We start from the raw sequence: 13266 nt of genomic DNA, 5'->3' as shown, positions 1-13266 counted from the left end.
GTGGCTGCCGCCACCCTGGCACGCGCGCACGTCACCCGTGCTTCAGGCCATGGCTTCCAGTCCCGGTGGAAGGGGACAGTGCAGCACGCCGCAGATCGTGCGCAGCAGCTCGGATTCAGCGACCGAGATGCGCCCGTCATGGCTGGCCGCCGCGGTCACCGCTTCGACCATCACCTGCTTGGCCAACGGCTCCAGCGCATCGAGCGCGGGCCATACCTCGTCGAGCGCGAGCACGCCGGCCGCCGGTGGCGCGTAGGCCACGTGGTCGCGCGGCAACACGCGCTGCAGGCCTGCGAGATAGGCGCGCTGCGCGGCCGCGGGGTCGCCGGGACTGCCGGCCTGCGCCACCACCGCGAGCAGGGTCGCGAACTCCTGGCGCACGCTGCCCGGCTTGCGGCGGCCGAAGCGCGCGTGGCGCCGTGGATCCAGCGACTCCCGGAGCTGCACTTCGAGCAGGCGCGCCATGCAGTACTCGAACAGCGACACCCGTCCGTCGCAGTGGACGACCGCGTGCACGGTATCGAGGAAGGCCTCGAGCTCGGGCCGTGGCCGGCGCCGCAGCACCGGGAACGCGATCGCGGCCAGCGGCAGGCGCTGCATCGGGTGCAGGGCGACCAGCTCGCCTCCGTGCAGTGCCAGCGCACCCTGGGCCACCGCATCGCCGAGGCGTGCGGCGATCTCGGCCCGCTGGTGCCCGCGGATGGTGGCATCGCCATCAAGCAGCAGGGCGAGCACCAGCGGCAGCACCGCCTCGCGCGACCGTGCAAGCGTGCGCAGGGCTTCGGGCATGGCGTGGGCGATGGCATCTGCGCGGCGGTAGTCGTCGGCAGCGGGGCTGCCGACCTGGGCGGACACCATGGGCGGGGTGACGTCGAACCGGCCATCGCGTGCCGGCAGCACGCCGGCATGCACGTCCAGGCCCATCATCCGGTCTTCCTGCAGGCCGGACGGCGGTGCCAGCGCCCACTGGCTGCGCATGCGCTCGAGCTGCTCGCTGCGGAAGCCCGGCTCCAGCGCCTGGATACGCTCGAGGATCGGCGGGTGGGTTGCGAACAGTCCGCTGAAACCGACGCCATCGCCGAACAGCATGTGGCTCGCCTCTTCGGCATCGGCCTTGTCGCTCAGGCGTGCGCCGTCGGGCAGGCCGGCGATTTTCTTCAGCGCGCCGGCCAGGCCCGCGGTCTGGCGCGTGAACTGCACCGCCGAGGCATCGGCCAGGCGTTCGCGCGAGCGGCTGACGCTGGCCTTGATCATCCGCGCGAAGAACATTCCGATGCTGCCGACCGCAAGCGCCACCAGCGCGGCCACCATCACCGCCGCGGCGTTGCGGCTGCGGCCACCGCCCAGGTACAGCACCTTGCGCCCGATCAGGCTGATCATGAGGATGCCGAACAGCACGCCCATCAGGCGGATGTTGAGGCGCATGTCGCCGTTGAGGACGTGGCTGAATTCGTGGGCGATGACGCCCTGCAGCTCGTCGCGGTTGAGGCGCTCCAGCGCGCCACGCGTCACTGCGACCGCCGCGTCGCTGGTCGAATAGCCGGCGGCGAAGGCGTTGATGGCGGCTTCGTTCTCGAGCACGTAGAGGCCGGGCACCGGCACGCCGGACGCGATCGAGATCTCCTCGACCACGTTGCGCAGCCGCCGCAGCGACGGATCGGTCGAGTCCTGCGGAACCGGCGTGCCGCCCAGCTGCAGCGCCACGACGTCACCACCGCCGCGCAGCGACGCCAGACGGTACATCGAGCCCAGCCCGATCACCGCCAGCGTGGCGAGGGTGGTGAACGCGAGCACGCCCAAGTCGGGACCCACCACGAACGCAACCGCGAGGTCGATCGCCAGCACGATGCCGAGCACCGCCATCGCGAACAGGACGAACAGGCGCGTGCTGCTGCGGCGGGCCTGCGCCTGCTGCTCGAAAAAGTTCATCGAGCGCTAGAACTGGACCTTCGGCGCCTCGCGGACCTCGGCCTTGTCGGCCGGGATCTCCAGCAGCGCCGCGGCATCGAAATTGAACATGCCGGCGAGGATGTTGGACGGGAACACTTCGCGCTTGATGTTGTAGGCCATCACCGAGTCGTTGTAGGCCTGGCGGGCGAAGGCGACGCGGTTCTCGGTGGAGGTGAGCTCCTCGGTGAGCTGCATCATGTTCTGGTTGGCCTTGAGGTCCGGATAGGCCTCGGCGACCATCATCAGGCGCCCCAGCGCGCCGTTGAGCAGGCCCTGCGACTGGCCGAGCTCGGCCATCGCCGCGGCATCGCCCGGGTTGGCCTTGGCGGCCGACAGGCCCGACATCGCGGCGCTGCGCGCGGCGATGACCGCCTGCAGCGTTTCGCGCTCGTGCGTGAGGTAGCCCTTCGCGGTCTCGACCAGGTTCGGGATCAGGTCGAAGCGCCGCTGCAGCTGCACGTCGATCTGGGCGAAGGCGTTCTTGAATGCGTTGCGGGCGGTGACGAGGCCGTTGTAGATGCCGACGCCCCACATCAACGCGACCACGACCACGGCGGCAATTACGAGCAGGATCAGCAGGCTGGACATCAAAGCTCCCCTTGTTCATGCAAATGCGGAACCGGGGGCATATGATCACCCCGCAGTCGCAGCATACGCAGGGAAAACGCCCGATGAAAGACGCAGCGCGAACGCCTCGCCGCCTTCTCCTGGCTGCCGGCCTGTTTGCATGCCTGACCCCGATGGCGGTCGGGACCGCGGCGCAGGCGGAGCTCCAGTGGCAACCGCCGGCCGATACGCAGGCCGCGCCAACCACGTCTTCAACGCCGGTGACCGGCGGCACGTCGCCGCTGCTGCCGCCCGGCACCACGTCCATGCCGCTGGCCAGCGGCTTCGACGCCGCACGCTTCGAGGCGATGGCGCAGGCGGTGGTCGCCAACCAGCGCGTGCCCGGCCTGGCAATGGCCATCGTCCACAAGGGCGAGGTCATCAGTGCGCGCGGCTATGGCATCACCGACGTCAGCGCCGCCGAGCCGGTTGACGCGCACACCGTCTTCCGCCTGGCCTCGCTGTCCAAGCCCTTCGCCGGCACGGTGACCGGACTGCTGGTTGCCGAAGGTTCGCTGCGCTGGGACAGCAACGTCGCCGACTTCATGCCGGCGCTGCGTTTCTCACGGCCCGACGCCGCCGGCAAGCTGACCGTCGCCGACGTCCTCAGCCACCGCGTGGGGCTGGGCCGCAACACCTACGATCGCGACATCGAGCGCAACGCGGACTATCGCAACCTGGTGCAGCGTTTGGCCGACGCACCGATGACCTGCGGCGTGGGCGAGTGCTACAGCTACCAGAACGTCGCTTTCAGCCTGGTCGGCGACGTGGTGTTCGCCGCTACCGGCCAGTTCTTCAGCGAGGCCGTGACCGGGCGCATCTTCAAGCCGCTGGGCATGGACGACGCGAGCTACGGACTCGAAGGCATCCAGGCCAGTCCGCGCTGGGCAAAGCCGCACGTGCGCGCCGGCGGCGGCTGGCGTTCGCTCACGCCCAAGCCGACCTACTACCGGATCGCACCGGCAGCGGGCGTCAACGCCAGCATCAGCGACATGGCGCAATGGCTGATCGCACAGTCCGGGCGGCGTCCCGACGTGCTCCCGCCACCGCTGCTGGCCACCCTGCAACAACCGCTGGTGTCGACGCCGCGCGAGATGCGCAGTTCTGGCTGGCGGCGCGAACGCCTCAATGACGCCGGCTATGCGCTCGGCTGGCGCGTTTACGACTATGCCGGGCACCGCGTCGTCTTCCACGCCGGCGCAGTCCAGGGCTATCGCGGCCTGATGGCGCTGATGCCCGATCGCGACCTCGGCGTGGTGGTCCTCTGGAACGGCGAGAGCAGCCTGCCGACGGGCCTGCTGCCGACCATCCTCGACAGCGCGATCGGCCTGAGTCCGCAGCGCTGGCTGGACGTCGACCTCCAGGAAGTGGACGAATTGCAGCTGGCCGATGCCGCGGCACACGAGCGCGCCACGCTCAGTGCGGGCCGTGCGTCGGTGTCGGATTCCCGGGGCAGCGGCGGCTCCGCCAGGTCCGCCGCAAAACCGCACTGACCTTGCACACATGAAAAAACCCCTTCCCCGCCTGGGCTGCGGGGAAAGGGGTCATGTAGACGGCAATCGGGGGCTGGTCAGATCAGCGGTACGGGCGCCGTGGGGATCGAGACGGCCGGTGCCTTCGCCTTGCGCGGCGCACGCTTCGCCGCCGTCTTGGCGGTCTTCTTGGTCGCAGCCTTGCGGACGGTCTTCTTCGCCGCCTTCTTTGCAGGAGTCTTCTTGGCAGCGGCCTTCTTCGCAGCGGTCTTCTTCACCGCCTTCCCGGTCGCCTTCTTCGCAGTCTTCCTCGTGGCCTTCTTGGCCGCCTTCTTGGCCGGGCTCTTCCTGGCCACCTTCTTCGCTGCCTTCTTGGCCGTCTTCTTCGCGGTCTTCTTGGCCGTCTTGCGGGTGGCCTTCTTCACCGCCTTCTTGGTGGCCTTCTTCGCGGTCTTCCTGGTGGCCTTCTTGGCGGCCTTCTTCGTCGCCTTCTTCGCGGTCTTGCGGGTGGCCTTCTTCGCCACGGCCTTCTTCACGGCCTTCTTGGCGACCTTCTTCGTGGCGACCTTCTTGGCGACCTTCTTGGCGGCCTTCTTTGCGACCTTGCGCGGTGCCGCCTTGCGCACTGCCTTCTTGGCGGTCTTCTTCGCCGCCTTCTTGGCGACCTTCTTCTTTGCGACTTTCTTAGTGGCCATGTGATGGCTCTCCTCGTCAGTGGAACTTGCAGGTACTACTGCCCAGTACGAAACACACCGCGGGTATCGGACCCACGGCCAACCGACGACGCGCAGGGCGCGTCGTTCCGGATCCGGTGTTGCCTGGCACGAAAAAACCCGCTGCGCATCGCGCTGCGGGTTGCATGCATGCATGGGTCTGGAGTTTTCGCGAGGAAGACAACGCCCAAGTCCACCATTACGACCATCCAGGCGGAGGACCGAGTTGTGTCACGCGTTGTTGTCCGGGTCGCACTCACTCTCTTCTGTGACCATCGTGTTGTTGTGCCGAAACCTAATCACGCTTTTTTTTCCTGTCAACACCCGTCGTCGCGTGCGGGCCGGCAAGCAGGCGCCCGGCTCGCCACCGTTGGCGCTGCAAGCCACCCATGCAGACGCGGCAAGTTCGCGCGACCAGCATTTCACAGGCTTCGAGAGGCACGCGCGAAAGCACTTGTTTTAAGCGGTATCGGAAGGACGCCCGCGGATTGTCGACGCACGCGGCGAAACACGCGACATGCATCGACACGATGCCGGCAACCGCTTCGTCGGTGTGCAGGCCTTGTGTACGCGCACGACGCGAAGACGCCGTTGGTGGCGCGGCAGTGACCGTTTTGCGCGGAAGTGCGCGAGCCCCCGGCGACCATTTCAAGCGTCCGCAAACAGGAACGCCGGGCATTGCCCGGCGTTCCACAAGACGATGCCGCGCATCGCGCGCGATGCATGCGTCAGTCGTCGCCCTCGATCAGGGCGGCGTAATCGTCCGGTGCAAGCAGCTCGTCCACCTGGTCCGGTTCGCTCGCCTCGATCACGAACAGCCAGCCTTCGCCGAAGGCGTCTTCATTGATCGTCTCCGGCGTGTCGGCCAGCGCCGAGTTGACCTCGACGATCGTGCCGGACACCGGTGCGTAGATGTCGGACGCCGCCTTGACCGACTCCAGGACGGCGCAGCCGACGCCTGCCTGGACGCTGTCACCAACGCCGGGCAGGTCGACGTAGACCAGGTCACCCAACAGGCCCTGGGCATGGTCGGAGATGCCGACGGTGACCTTGCCGTCACCTTCGACGCGGGCCCACTCGTGGGACTTCATGAATTTCAGATCGCCGGGGATATCGCTCATTGCTGGTACTCCGGAAACAGCGTGGCTGGGTGGGTGGCTAGTGTAGCGAAGCGCCCGGGGTGGAAATCAAATGCCCTCGCGGGCCTTGCCGTCGCGCACGAACGGGTAGGCGACCACGCGCACCGGAACCTCGCGGCCGCGAATGTCGACGCGCACGTCGCCTGCCTCGCCGGCGGGAATCCTGGCCAGGGCGATCGACTTGCCAAGGGTCGGGGCGAAGGTGCCGGAGAGGATTTCGCCCTCGCCGCTCGCCGCGAGCACCTTCTGGCCGTGGCGCAGCACGCCCTTCTCATCCATCACCAGGCCGACGATCTGGCGCGCGTCGCCGCGGTCGCGCTGCGCCTCGAGCACGGCACGACCGTTGAAGTCGCGACCCTCGTCCAGCGCCACGGTCCAGCCCAGGCCGGCTTCGTAAGGCGTGACCGACTCATCCATGTCCTGGCCGTACAGCGGCAGCCCTGCTTCCAGGCGCAGGGTGTCGCGCGAACCCAGGCCTGCTGGCGTGACGCCCGCCGAGACCAGCGCGTCCCAGAACGCCACGGCGTGCTCCTGCGGCAGCACGACCTCGAAGCCGTCTTCGCCCGTGTAGCCGGTGCGCGCGATGAACAGCGGCGCGCCGTCGACCGAGCGGACGTCGCGGCTGGCGAACTTGCCCAGCTTGCCGGCAGCGGCGCGGTCATCCCCGTGCACCAGGCCCAGCACCTTGTCGCGCGCCTGCGGGCCCTGTACGGCGATGATCGCCAGGTCATCGCGCACCCGGACCTCGACGCCGAAGGCTTCGGCCTGGGCATTGATCCATGCCAGGTCCTTGTCGCGCGTGGCTGCATTGACCACCAGCCGATGAAAGTCCTCGCCTAGGTGGTAGATGATCAGGTCGTCGATCACCCCGCCCTGCTCGTCGAGCATGCAGGTGTAGAGCGCCTTGCCCTGGACCTTGAGCTTGTCGACCGAGTTGGCGACCAGCTTGCGCAGGAAGTCGCGCACGCGCCCGCCGTGCAGGTCGACCACGGTCATGTGCGAGACATCGAACATGCCGGCACCGCGGCGCACCGCATGGTGCTCCTCGATCTGCGAACCATAGTTGAGCGGCATGTCCCAGCCGCCGAAGTCCACCATCTTCGCGCCGAGTGCGCGATGGGAGTCGTTGAGGATCGTCTTGCGGGTCATCGGCGGCTGGCTCCTGGCATACGGTCCGTCATTATCGCCGAGCCAGGGTGCCCCCACACCCCCGATCAGTCGATGCCGCGGACCTCGAGCACCATCCCGTTGGCGCCGATGACGCGCACGCGCACGCCGGCTTCGAGCTCCGGGCCGCTGACGACCCAATACGAATCGTCCAGCTTCACCCGCCCGCGCCCACCCTCGATCGCGCGGTCAAGCGAGACCACGCGCCCGACCAGCTGCTCGGCGCGCCGGTTGAGCAACGGCCGGTCGCTCGGCCGCTCGCGACCCCGGCCCCACTTCAGGTAGGCGAGCACGGCGACCACGCTCAGCGCCGCGAACAGCACGACCTGCGCCAGCAGCCCCAGGCTGGGCGCCACCAGCACGACCAGCCATACGATCGCGGCGGCGATGCCCATCCACAGCAGGAAGGCGCCGGGAATGAAGGTTTCAGCGGCGATCAGGACCAGTGCGATCGCGGCCCATGCGGTGGTGTTCATGCTCCACGCCATGGCTCAGCCTTCCGGGCGCTGTGCGGCGTCGACGCGCCGGCGGGTCTCCACCTGCTGCTTGCCGAGCGCCTCCTTGCCAAGCTCGGCGATGCCGGCGATCGAGCCGATGATGCCGCTGGTTTCCATCGGCATCATCACGAACTTGGCGTTGGACGCCGTCGCCAGCTCCTTGAACGCTTCGACGTACTTCTGCGCGATGAAGTAGTTGATCGCCTGCACGTCCCCGGCGGCGATCGCATTGGACACCATCTCGGTGGCCTTGGCCTCGGCCTCGGCCAGGCGCTCGCGCGCCTCGGCCTCGCGGTAGGCGGCTTCGCGCTCGCCCTCGGCCTCCAGGATCGCCGCCTGCTTCTCGCCTTCGGCACGCAGGATCGCGGAGCTGCGGTGGCCCTCCGCTTCCAGGATCACCGCGCGCCGTTCGCGCTCGGCCTTCATCTGCCGTGCCATCGAGTCGATCAGGTCGCGCGGCGGCTGGATATCGCGGATCTCGATTCGCGTGACCTTGATCCCCCACGGGTTGGTGGCGGCATCGACCACGTTGAGCAGCTGCGCGTTGATCGTCTCGCGGTTGGACAGCGACTCGTCCAGGTCCATCGAGCCGATCACGGTCCGGATGTTGGTCTGCACCAGCGCGATGGTCGCGATCTCGAGGTTCGAGACCTCGTAGGCGGCCTTGGCCGAATCCAGCACCTGGAAGAACACCACGCCGTCGACCTTGACCACGGCGTTGTCCTTGGTGATCACGTCCTGCGAGGGCACGTCGAGCACCTGTTCCATGACGTTGACTTTGCGGCCCACGGCCTGCATCACCGGGATCAGCAGGTGCAGTCCGGGCGACAGCGTATGGGTGTACTTGCCGAAGCGCTCGACGGTCCACTCGAAGCCCTGCGGCACGATGCGCACCATCTTGAAGAAAAAGATGATGAATGCGACCACCAGTACGGCCGCGATGAAGGTTCCTCCGGACATTCCACGCTCTCCCCAGTCATTGGTCTCGAGTATAGACGCGGGGTGGGCGGCCACTGTGACCGCCCGGAGGGAAGAGCGGGGCGTTTCAGCGCGTCGCGGCCACGGCCCCGGCAGGCACCGGCTCCACCCATTCGGCGAAGGCAGCGTCAATCGCGGAGTCCGGTACGTCCCTGCCTTCCTGCACCTCTTCGGCCTGGGTGAACAAGGGCATGATCAGCGCCATGCCATCGACATCGGTCTTCATGTGCAGGCCGTGGCCTTCGACCAGGAAGCTGTCCCAGCGCTGCCGCACGCGCCCCCAGTAGCCGGCGGTCGCCTTCCAGTAGTCATGCGCCGGGGTGAAGTCGACGTCGCTGTCCTTGCGATAGTCGTTGAAGCCGTATTCGCGCGCGATGGTGCGCACGGTCGAGCCGTCAGCGGCACGCAGGGTCTTGGTGTTGTCCTGCTCGTGGGTCCAGCCGCCGGGCACGATGGTGTGGCGGTTCTCCACGTTCAGCGCGTTGTAGTCGGAGCGCTTGGTGTACTCGCGCCGCGGCAGCGGCCGCCAGCTGCGGTCCGAGGTCCAGGTGGCGACGCCGTACCTGTGGTTCCAACGGCCGGTGCCGCAGTAGCGCGGCGCGTCGCTGACCTCGTATACGCACTGCGTCCAGGCGCCCCGGGTCTTCTCCTCCGGGATCACGCGCACCTGCCAGGTCTGGTCGGCGCTGAACTCGAAGCGTTCTTCGGCCTCGTAGATCCAATCCTGCCGCCAGTGCTTGGTGACGTGCCCGCTCTTCGGGTCGACCAGGATGTGCTGCAGCACGATGCGCGACGGCGTGCCGTCGGCAGCCACGCTGTCCTCGACCAGGATCACGACCTCGCTGCCCCCGCTGCGCTTGGCGGGGGCGCGCTCGTAGCCTGGCGCCAGCAGCACGGTTTCGTCGAAGGCGAAGTCGACGTCGTACTCGCCGAGCATGCCGAGGATGGCCGCGCGGTCGGCGGCGGGGTCGGCAGCGCGCGGCTCCGCCTGTTGTGCCGACGCCATGCCCGTCGCGGCAAAAAGGAGAAGGAAAATGGTGGTTTGCGATCTCACGCTTGCGCTCCCGGTTCTAACCTAAAGTGGAATGACGTTGTCCCGGATCGCTCCGGGGATACCGCGACCGGGCCGTTGCGGCAGCGCCATGGCTACCACTCCACCGCGAAGTTGACCGCGAAGTTGCGCCCCGGCGCGCTGAAACGGTCGATGGTCATGCTCGCCCCCGATACCAGCGGCAGCGCGCCGGCTCCCCAGTACTTGCGGTCGGTGAGGTTGAACACGCCGAGGTCCAGCCGCGCGCCGGGCGCGAACTCCCAGTGCGCAAGCAGGTCGAGCACGCCATGGCCCGGGCTTTCGAAGTACTCGCTGCCCACGGGCGCGTCCGGCAGGCGGTCGCGGCGGCCGACGAAGCGGCCGGCGAGTTCGGCGCCCCATTGCTCACCGCGCCAGGCCACGCCCAGCGACGCGGTCAGCGGATCGATGCTCTCCAGCGGCTGGCCGCTGGTCTCGTCCTCGCCGCGCGACCAGGCCGCGGCGCCGCGCAGCGACCAGCCGTCCCAGCCAGGCGACAACCGGCCCAGGTCGACGCCGGCCTTGAGCTCGATGCCGTGGATCGTCGCCTCGGACACATTGCGCGACTGGTACACCATCAGGCCCTGCTCGTTGAAACCGGTGAAGGCCAGCGACTCGATGAAATCGTCGTACCGGTTGTAGTAGCCCGACACGCTGGCGTAGACCGCACCGCCGTTGAAACGCAGCCCGGCCTCGAACCCGTCGCTGGTCTCCGGGCGCAGGTCCGGATTGGCGATCGCGGTGTAGCCGAACATCACGTTGGTGAAACCGATATTGACGTCGTTGTAAGGCGGCGCGCGGAAGCCGCGGGAATAGCCGCCAAACAGCGACCAGTCGACGGAGAAATGCCAGACCGCGCCGAGCTTCGGCGACACCTGGGTCTCGGAAAGCTTGCCGAGCGCCATGCCCGGGTTGTCCTCGGCGAAGATGTTGTCGACCTCCGGCTGGAGTTCGTAGTGGTCCACGCGCAAGGCCGGGATCAGGCGGAACGCGCCGCCGGCGAAGCTGATCTCGTCCTGCAGGTACAGGGCGACGTTGGTGGTGCGGCTGTTGGGGAAGTCGCGCACCGGGAACACGTCGGGCAGCATCACCGGCGTCTCGACGCCGGTGATCGGGAACATCCGCAGACCGTCGCGCTTCTGCCGCGTGCGGGTGCTTGACGTGTCCAGGCCGTAGGCCAGCTCGTGGCGCACGCTGCCGGTGCCGAAGCCCTTGCGGGCGTTCACCTGCAGGCCGTACACGCGCTGGTCGAAATTGAACTCGCGCTCGCGGATGTCGCTGAAGGTCGGCGCGGCGAGCGTGCGCTCCTCCACGGTGTGCTGCGTGGTTTCGCTGTCCTGGCGGTAGACCTGCCAGTCCAGGCTGTCGGCAAAACCGGAGCCGGTTGCGTCCATCTCGTGGCCGAAGGCGACGCGCGCCCGCGTCTGGTGATCGCGCGCCAGCACGCGATCGTTGTACGCGCCGGTGAATCCCTGCGGGCCGCGCGAGGTGTAGACGTCGGTGTCGGTGGCATCCTCGTTGCCTTCCACGGTCAGCTTGAAGCGCTGGTCCGTGCCGGGCGCGAACACCAGCTTGGCCAGCAGGCTGCGGCCGTCGCGATCCTGCGGATTGGGCAGCGTGCGCGCGTCGCCAACGCCACCGGCCTCGCCCCGGTTCTCCGGCTCCCTGCCCTGGCGATGGCTGGCCGCGACCAATGCCGACCAGCGCTCGCCGCCGAAGGCCGCCGTGGCGCCGCCCGACAGGCCGTCCCAGTCGCTTTCATGGCCGATGCGCAAGCCGAAGTACGCATCCTTGCCTTCCGCCAGGTAGTCCAGGGGGTCCTTGGTGATGAAGGACACGACGCCGCCCAGCGCGTCCGAGCCGTACAGCGAACTGCCGGGGCCGCGCACGACCTCGACGCGCTTGAGCGTGTCGAGGTCGACGAAATTGCGGTTGGCGTTGGAGTAGCTGCCGATCGAGAAGGCATCCGGGACTGCGATGCCGTCGGTCTGGATGCGCACGCGATTGCCGCCAAGGCCGCGGATGCGGATGTCGCCGATACCGAACCGTCCGAAGCCGGAGCCCACGGTAATGCCGGGCTCGTAGCGGAACAGATCTTCCAGGTCGCGCACCAGCAGCTCGTCCATGCGCTCGCGGTCGATGACATCCACGGTGTTGGGCACGTCGGCGACCACGCGCTCGGTGCGGGTGGCGGTGACCACGATGCGGTCGAACTCCACGGCGGGCGTGGGTTCCGCCTGCGCGACGGCAGGCAGCAGCAGGCCAATGGCCAGGAAAAGGGGGGTGGATCGCATCGTGGGCTCTCTGGAGGCACGAGGCGAGCTGGCGTCCGGCAGCGGCCGGGGCTTGCAGCCTTGGGGGAATCGGCGGCCGGGGCCCGGCCGCGGGCGGTGCTACTTGGTCAGGATCAGCTTGTCGTTGCGCGTATGGCGGAGGCGATAGACCTCGCTGCCATGGCGGATGAGCACTTCGCGCTGGCCATGCAGCAGAAGGACGCTGTCGACTTCCCCGTGATGAGTGTCGTGGGCCGGCAACGTCTCGCAGGAGGGCAGTTCGGTGGCGCTGTCGAAGCCGGACGGGTGGGCGCGGGAGGCAAGCATTGATTGCTCCTCATCGATGGGAGCGATCAATGCTAATGATTCTCATTTGCCTGTCAACAGGAAATTTCAGTCGCCCGTCGCGGCTTCGACCCGGCGCCACGCGCCCTCTTCCAGCCGTGCCGCCAGGTCCAGGGCCTCGAGGTTTTCCAGGAGCTGCGCCACGCGGCTTGCGCCCAGGATCACCGTGGACACGTGCGGGTTGCGCAGGCACCAGGCGATGGCCAGCGCCGACGGCCGCACGCCCAGTTCGGCGGCCAGCGCAGTGAAGCGCCGCGCCCGTGCCAGGCGGTTCTCGCCGGCATCGCCGATCACAAGTTCCTGCAGCGAGGCGTCCTGCGCCAGCCGCGAACCTTCCGGAACGCCGTGGTCGTACTTGCCGGTCAGCAGCCCCGAAGCCAGCGGCGACCACACCGTCGTGCCCATGCCCAGCTCGGCGTAAAGCGGCGCGTACTCCAGCTCCACGCGCCGGCGATGCAGCAGGTTGTACTGCGGCTGCTCCATGGTTGGCGGCTGCAGGTGGTTGGCGAGCGCCACTGCGTGCGCTTCGCGGACCAGCGCCGCAGGCCACTCCGACGTGCCCCAGTACATGACCTTGCCCTGGCGGACCAGCGCGTCCATCGCCGCCACCGTTTCCAGCACCGGCACGTCGGGATCGGGGCGATGGCAGAAGTACAGGTCGAGGTAGTCCACCCGCAGCCGCTTCAGCGCGCCGTGGCAGGCGTCGTGCACGTGCTTGCGCGACAGGCCCTTCTGCATCGGTCGCGGATCGGCAACCGAACCGAACATCACCTTGCTCGACACCGCGAAGCCGTCGCGCGGCAGGCGCAGGTCGACGATCACGTCACCCATCACCCGCTCGGCCTCGCCGTGGGCATAGCCCTCGGCGTTGTCGAAGAAATTGATGCCGTTGTCCCAGGCGGCGGCCACCAGGTTGCGCGCTTCGCCGCGCGCGACACCCTTGCCGAACGTCGTCCAGGCGCCGAAAGACAGCGCCGACAGCACCAGTCCGGAAACGCCCAGCCTGCGGTATTCCATCGTCAACGACTCCATCTGTTGCCCGGGACGGCAGTCTACC

Annotated in this window: 11 protein-coding genes and 1 pseudogene; 1 reads left to right on the top strand and 11 read right to left on the bottom strand. The window is 68.1% G+C overall.

From position 1 onward, the window contains the following. Nucleotides 1-42 precede the first annotated feature (42 nt). Together WCE37_RS00115 and WCE37_RS00110 are read right to left on the bottom strand one after the other, a co-directional pair. Nucleotides 43-1929: a M48 family metallopeptidase gene (locus WCE37_RS00115; RefSeq protein WP_343277595.1), complete on the bottom strand. Its 1887-nt coding sequence runs from the start codon at nt 1927-1929 to the stop codon at nt 43-45. A 6-nt stretch (nt 1930-1935) separates the two neighbouring features. Continuing rightward, nucleotides 1936-2538 carry a LemA family protein gene (locus tag WCE37_RS00110; protein ID WP_343277594.1) on the bottom strand — a complete coding sequence of 201 codons (603 nt, stop codon included), beginning with the start codon at nt 2536-2538 and terminating at the stop codon, nt 1936-1938. A gap of 152 nt (nt 2539-2690) precedes the next feature. Here WCE37_RS00110 and WCE37_RS00105 point away from each other — a divergent pair, with 152 nt between their 5' ends. Further along, complete coding sequence (locus WCE37_RS00105; protein WP_343277593.1) at nt 2691-4049, top strand: serine hydrolase domain-containing protein; 1359 nt, start codon at nt 2691-2693, stop codon at nt 4047-4049. Nucleotides 4050-4126: 77 nt separating this feature from the next. Here WCE37_RS00105 and WCE37_RS00100 read toward each other — a convergent pair whose 3' ends face one another. From WCE37_RS00100 to WCE37_RS00060, 9 genes and pseudogenes are all read right to left on the bottom strand, one after another. After that, nucleotides 4127-4723, bottom strand: a complete 597-nt coding sequence (locus tag WCE37_RS00100) for a hypothetical protein (protein WP_343277592.1) — start codon at nt 4721-4723, stop codon at nt 4127-4129. A gap of 746 nt (nt 4724-5469) precedes the next feature. Continuing rightward, nucleotides 5470-5862, bottom strand: coding sequence for a glycine cleavage system protein GcvH (gcvH, locus tag WCE37_RS00095; protein WP_343255830.1), 393 nt, complete (start codon nt 5860-5862; stop codon nt 5470-5472). Between the two features lie 66 nt (nt 5863-5928). Beyond that, nucleotides 5929-7029: a glycine cleavage system aminomethyltransferase GcvT gene (gcvT, locus tag WCE37_RS00090; protein WP_343277591.1), complete on the bottom strand. Its 1101-nt coding sequence runs from the start codon at nt 7027-7029 to the stop codon at nt 5929-5931. Nucleotides 7030-7094: 65 nt separating this feature from the next. Continuing rightward, the gene (locus tag WCE37_RS00085; RefSeq protein WP_343277590.1) at nt 7095-7523 is read right to left on the bottom strand and encodes an NfeD family protein; all 429 of its coding nucleotides are present in this window, start codon (nt 7521-7523) and stop codon (nt 7095-7097) included. A 15-nt stretch (nt 7524-7538) separates the two neighbouring features. Next, nucleotides 7539-8504: an SPFH domain-containing protein gene (locus WCE37_RS00080; RefSeq protein ID WP_343255827.1), complete on the bottom strand. Its 966-nt coding sequence runs from the start codon at nt 8502-8504 to the stop codon at nt 7539-7541. Between the two features lie 85 nt (nt 8505-8589). Further along, entirely contained in the window at nt 8590-9576 is a 987-nt protein-coding gene (locus WCE37_RS00075) for a DUF6607 family protein (protein WP_343277589.1), read from the bottom strand. Nucleotides 9577-9668: 92 nt separating this feature from the next. Then, nucleotides 9669-11885, bottom strand: a complete 2217-nt coding sequence (locus WCE37_RS00070) for a TonB-dependent hemoglobin/transferrin/lactoferrin family receptor (protein ID WP_343277588.1) — start codon at nt 11883-11885, stop codon at nt 9669-9671. A gap of 99 nt (nt 11886-11984) precedes the next feature. Continuing rightward, a pseudogene (locus WCE37_RS00065) lies at nt 11985-12095 on the bottom strand (hemin uptake protein HemP); the annotation flags it as partial. A 162-nt stretch (nt 12096-12257) separates the two neighbouring features. Further along, the gene (locus tag WCE37_RS00060; protein WP_343255824.1) at nt 12258-13226 is read right to left on the bottom strand and encodes an aldo/keto reductase; all 969 of its coding nucleotides are present in this window, start codon (nt 13224-13226) and stop codon (nt 12258-12260) included. Nucleotides 13227-13266 lie beyond the last annotated feature (40 nt).

The organism is Luteimonas sp. MJ250, assembly GCF_039548455.1.
Classification (GTDB): Bacteria; Pseudomonadota; Gammaproteobacteria; order Xanthomonadales; family Xanthomonadaceae; genus Luteimonas.
This window is presented reverse-complemented; position numbering and strand designations above follow the sequence as displayed.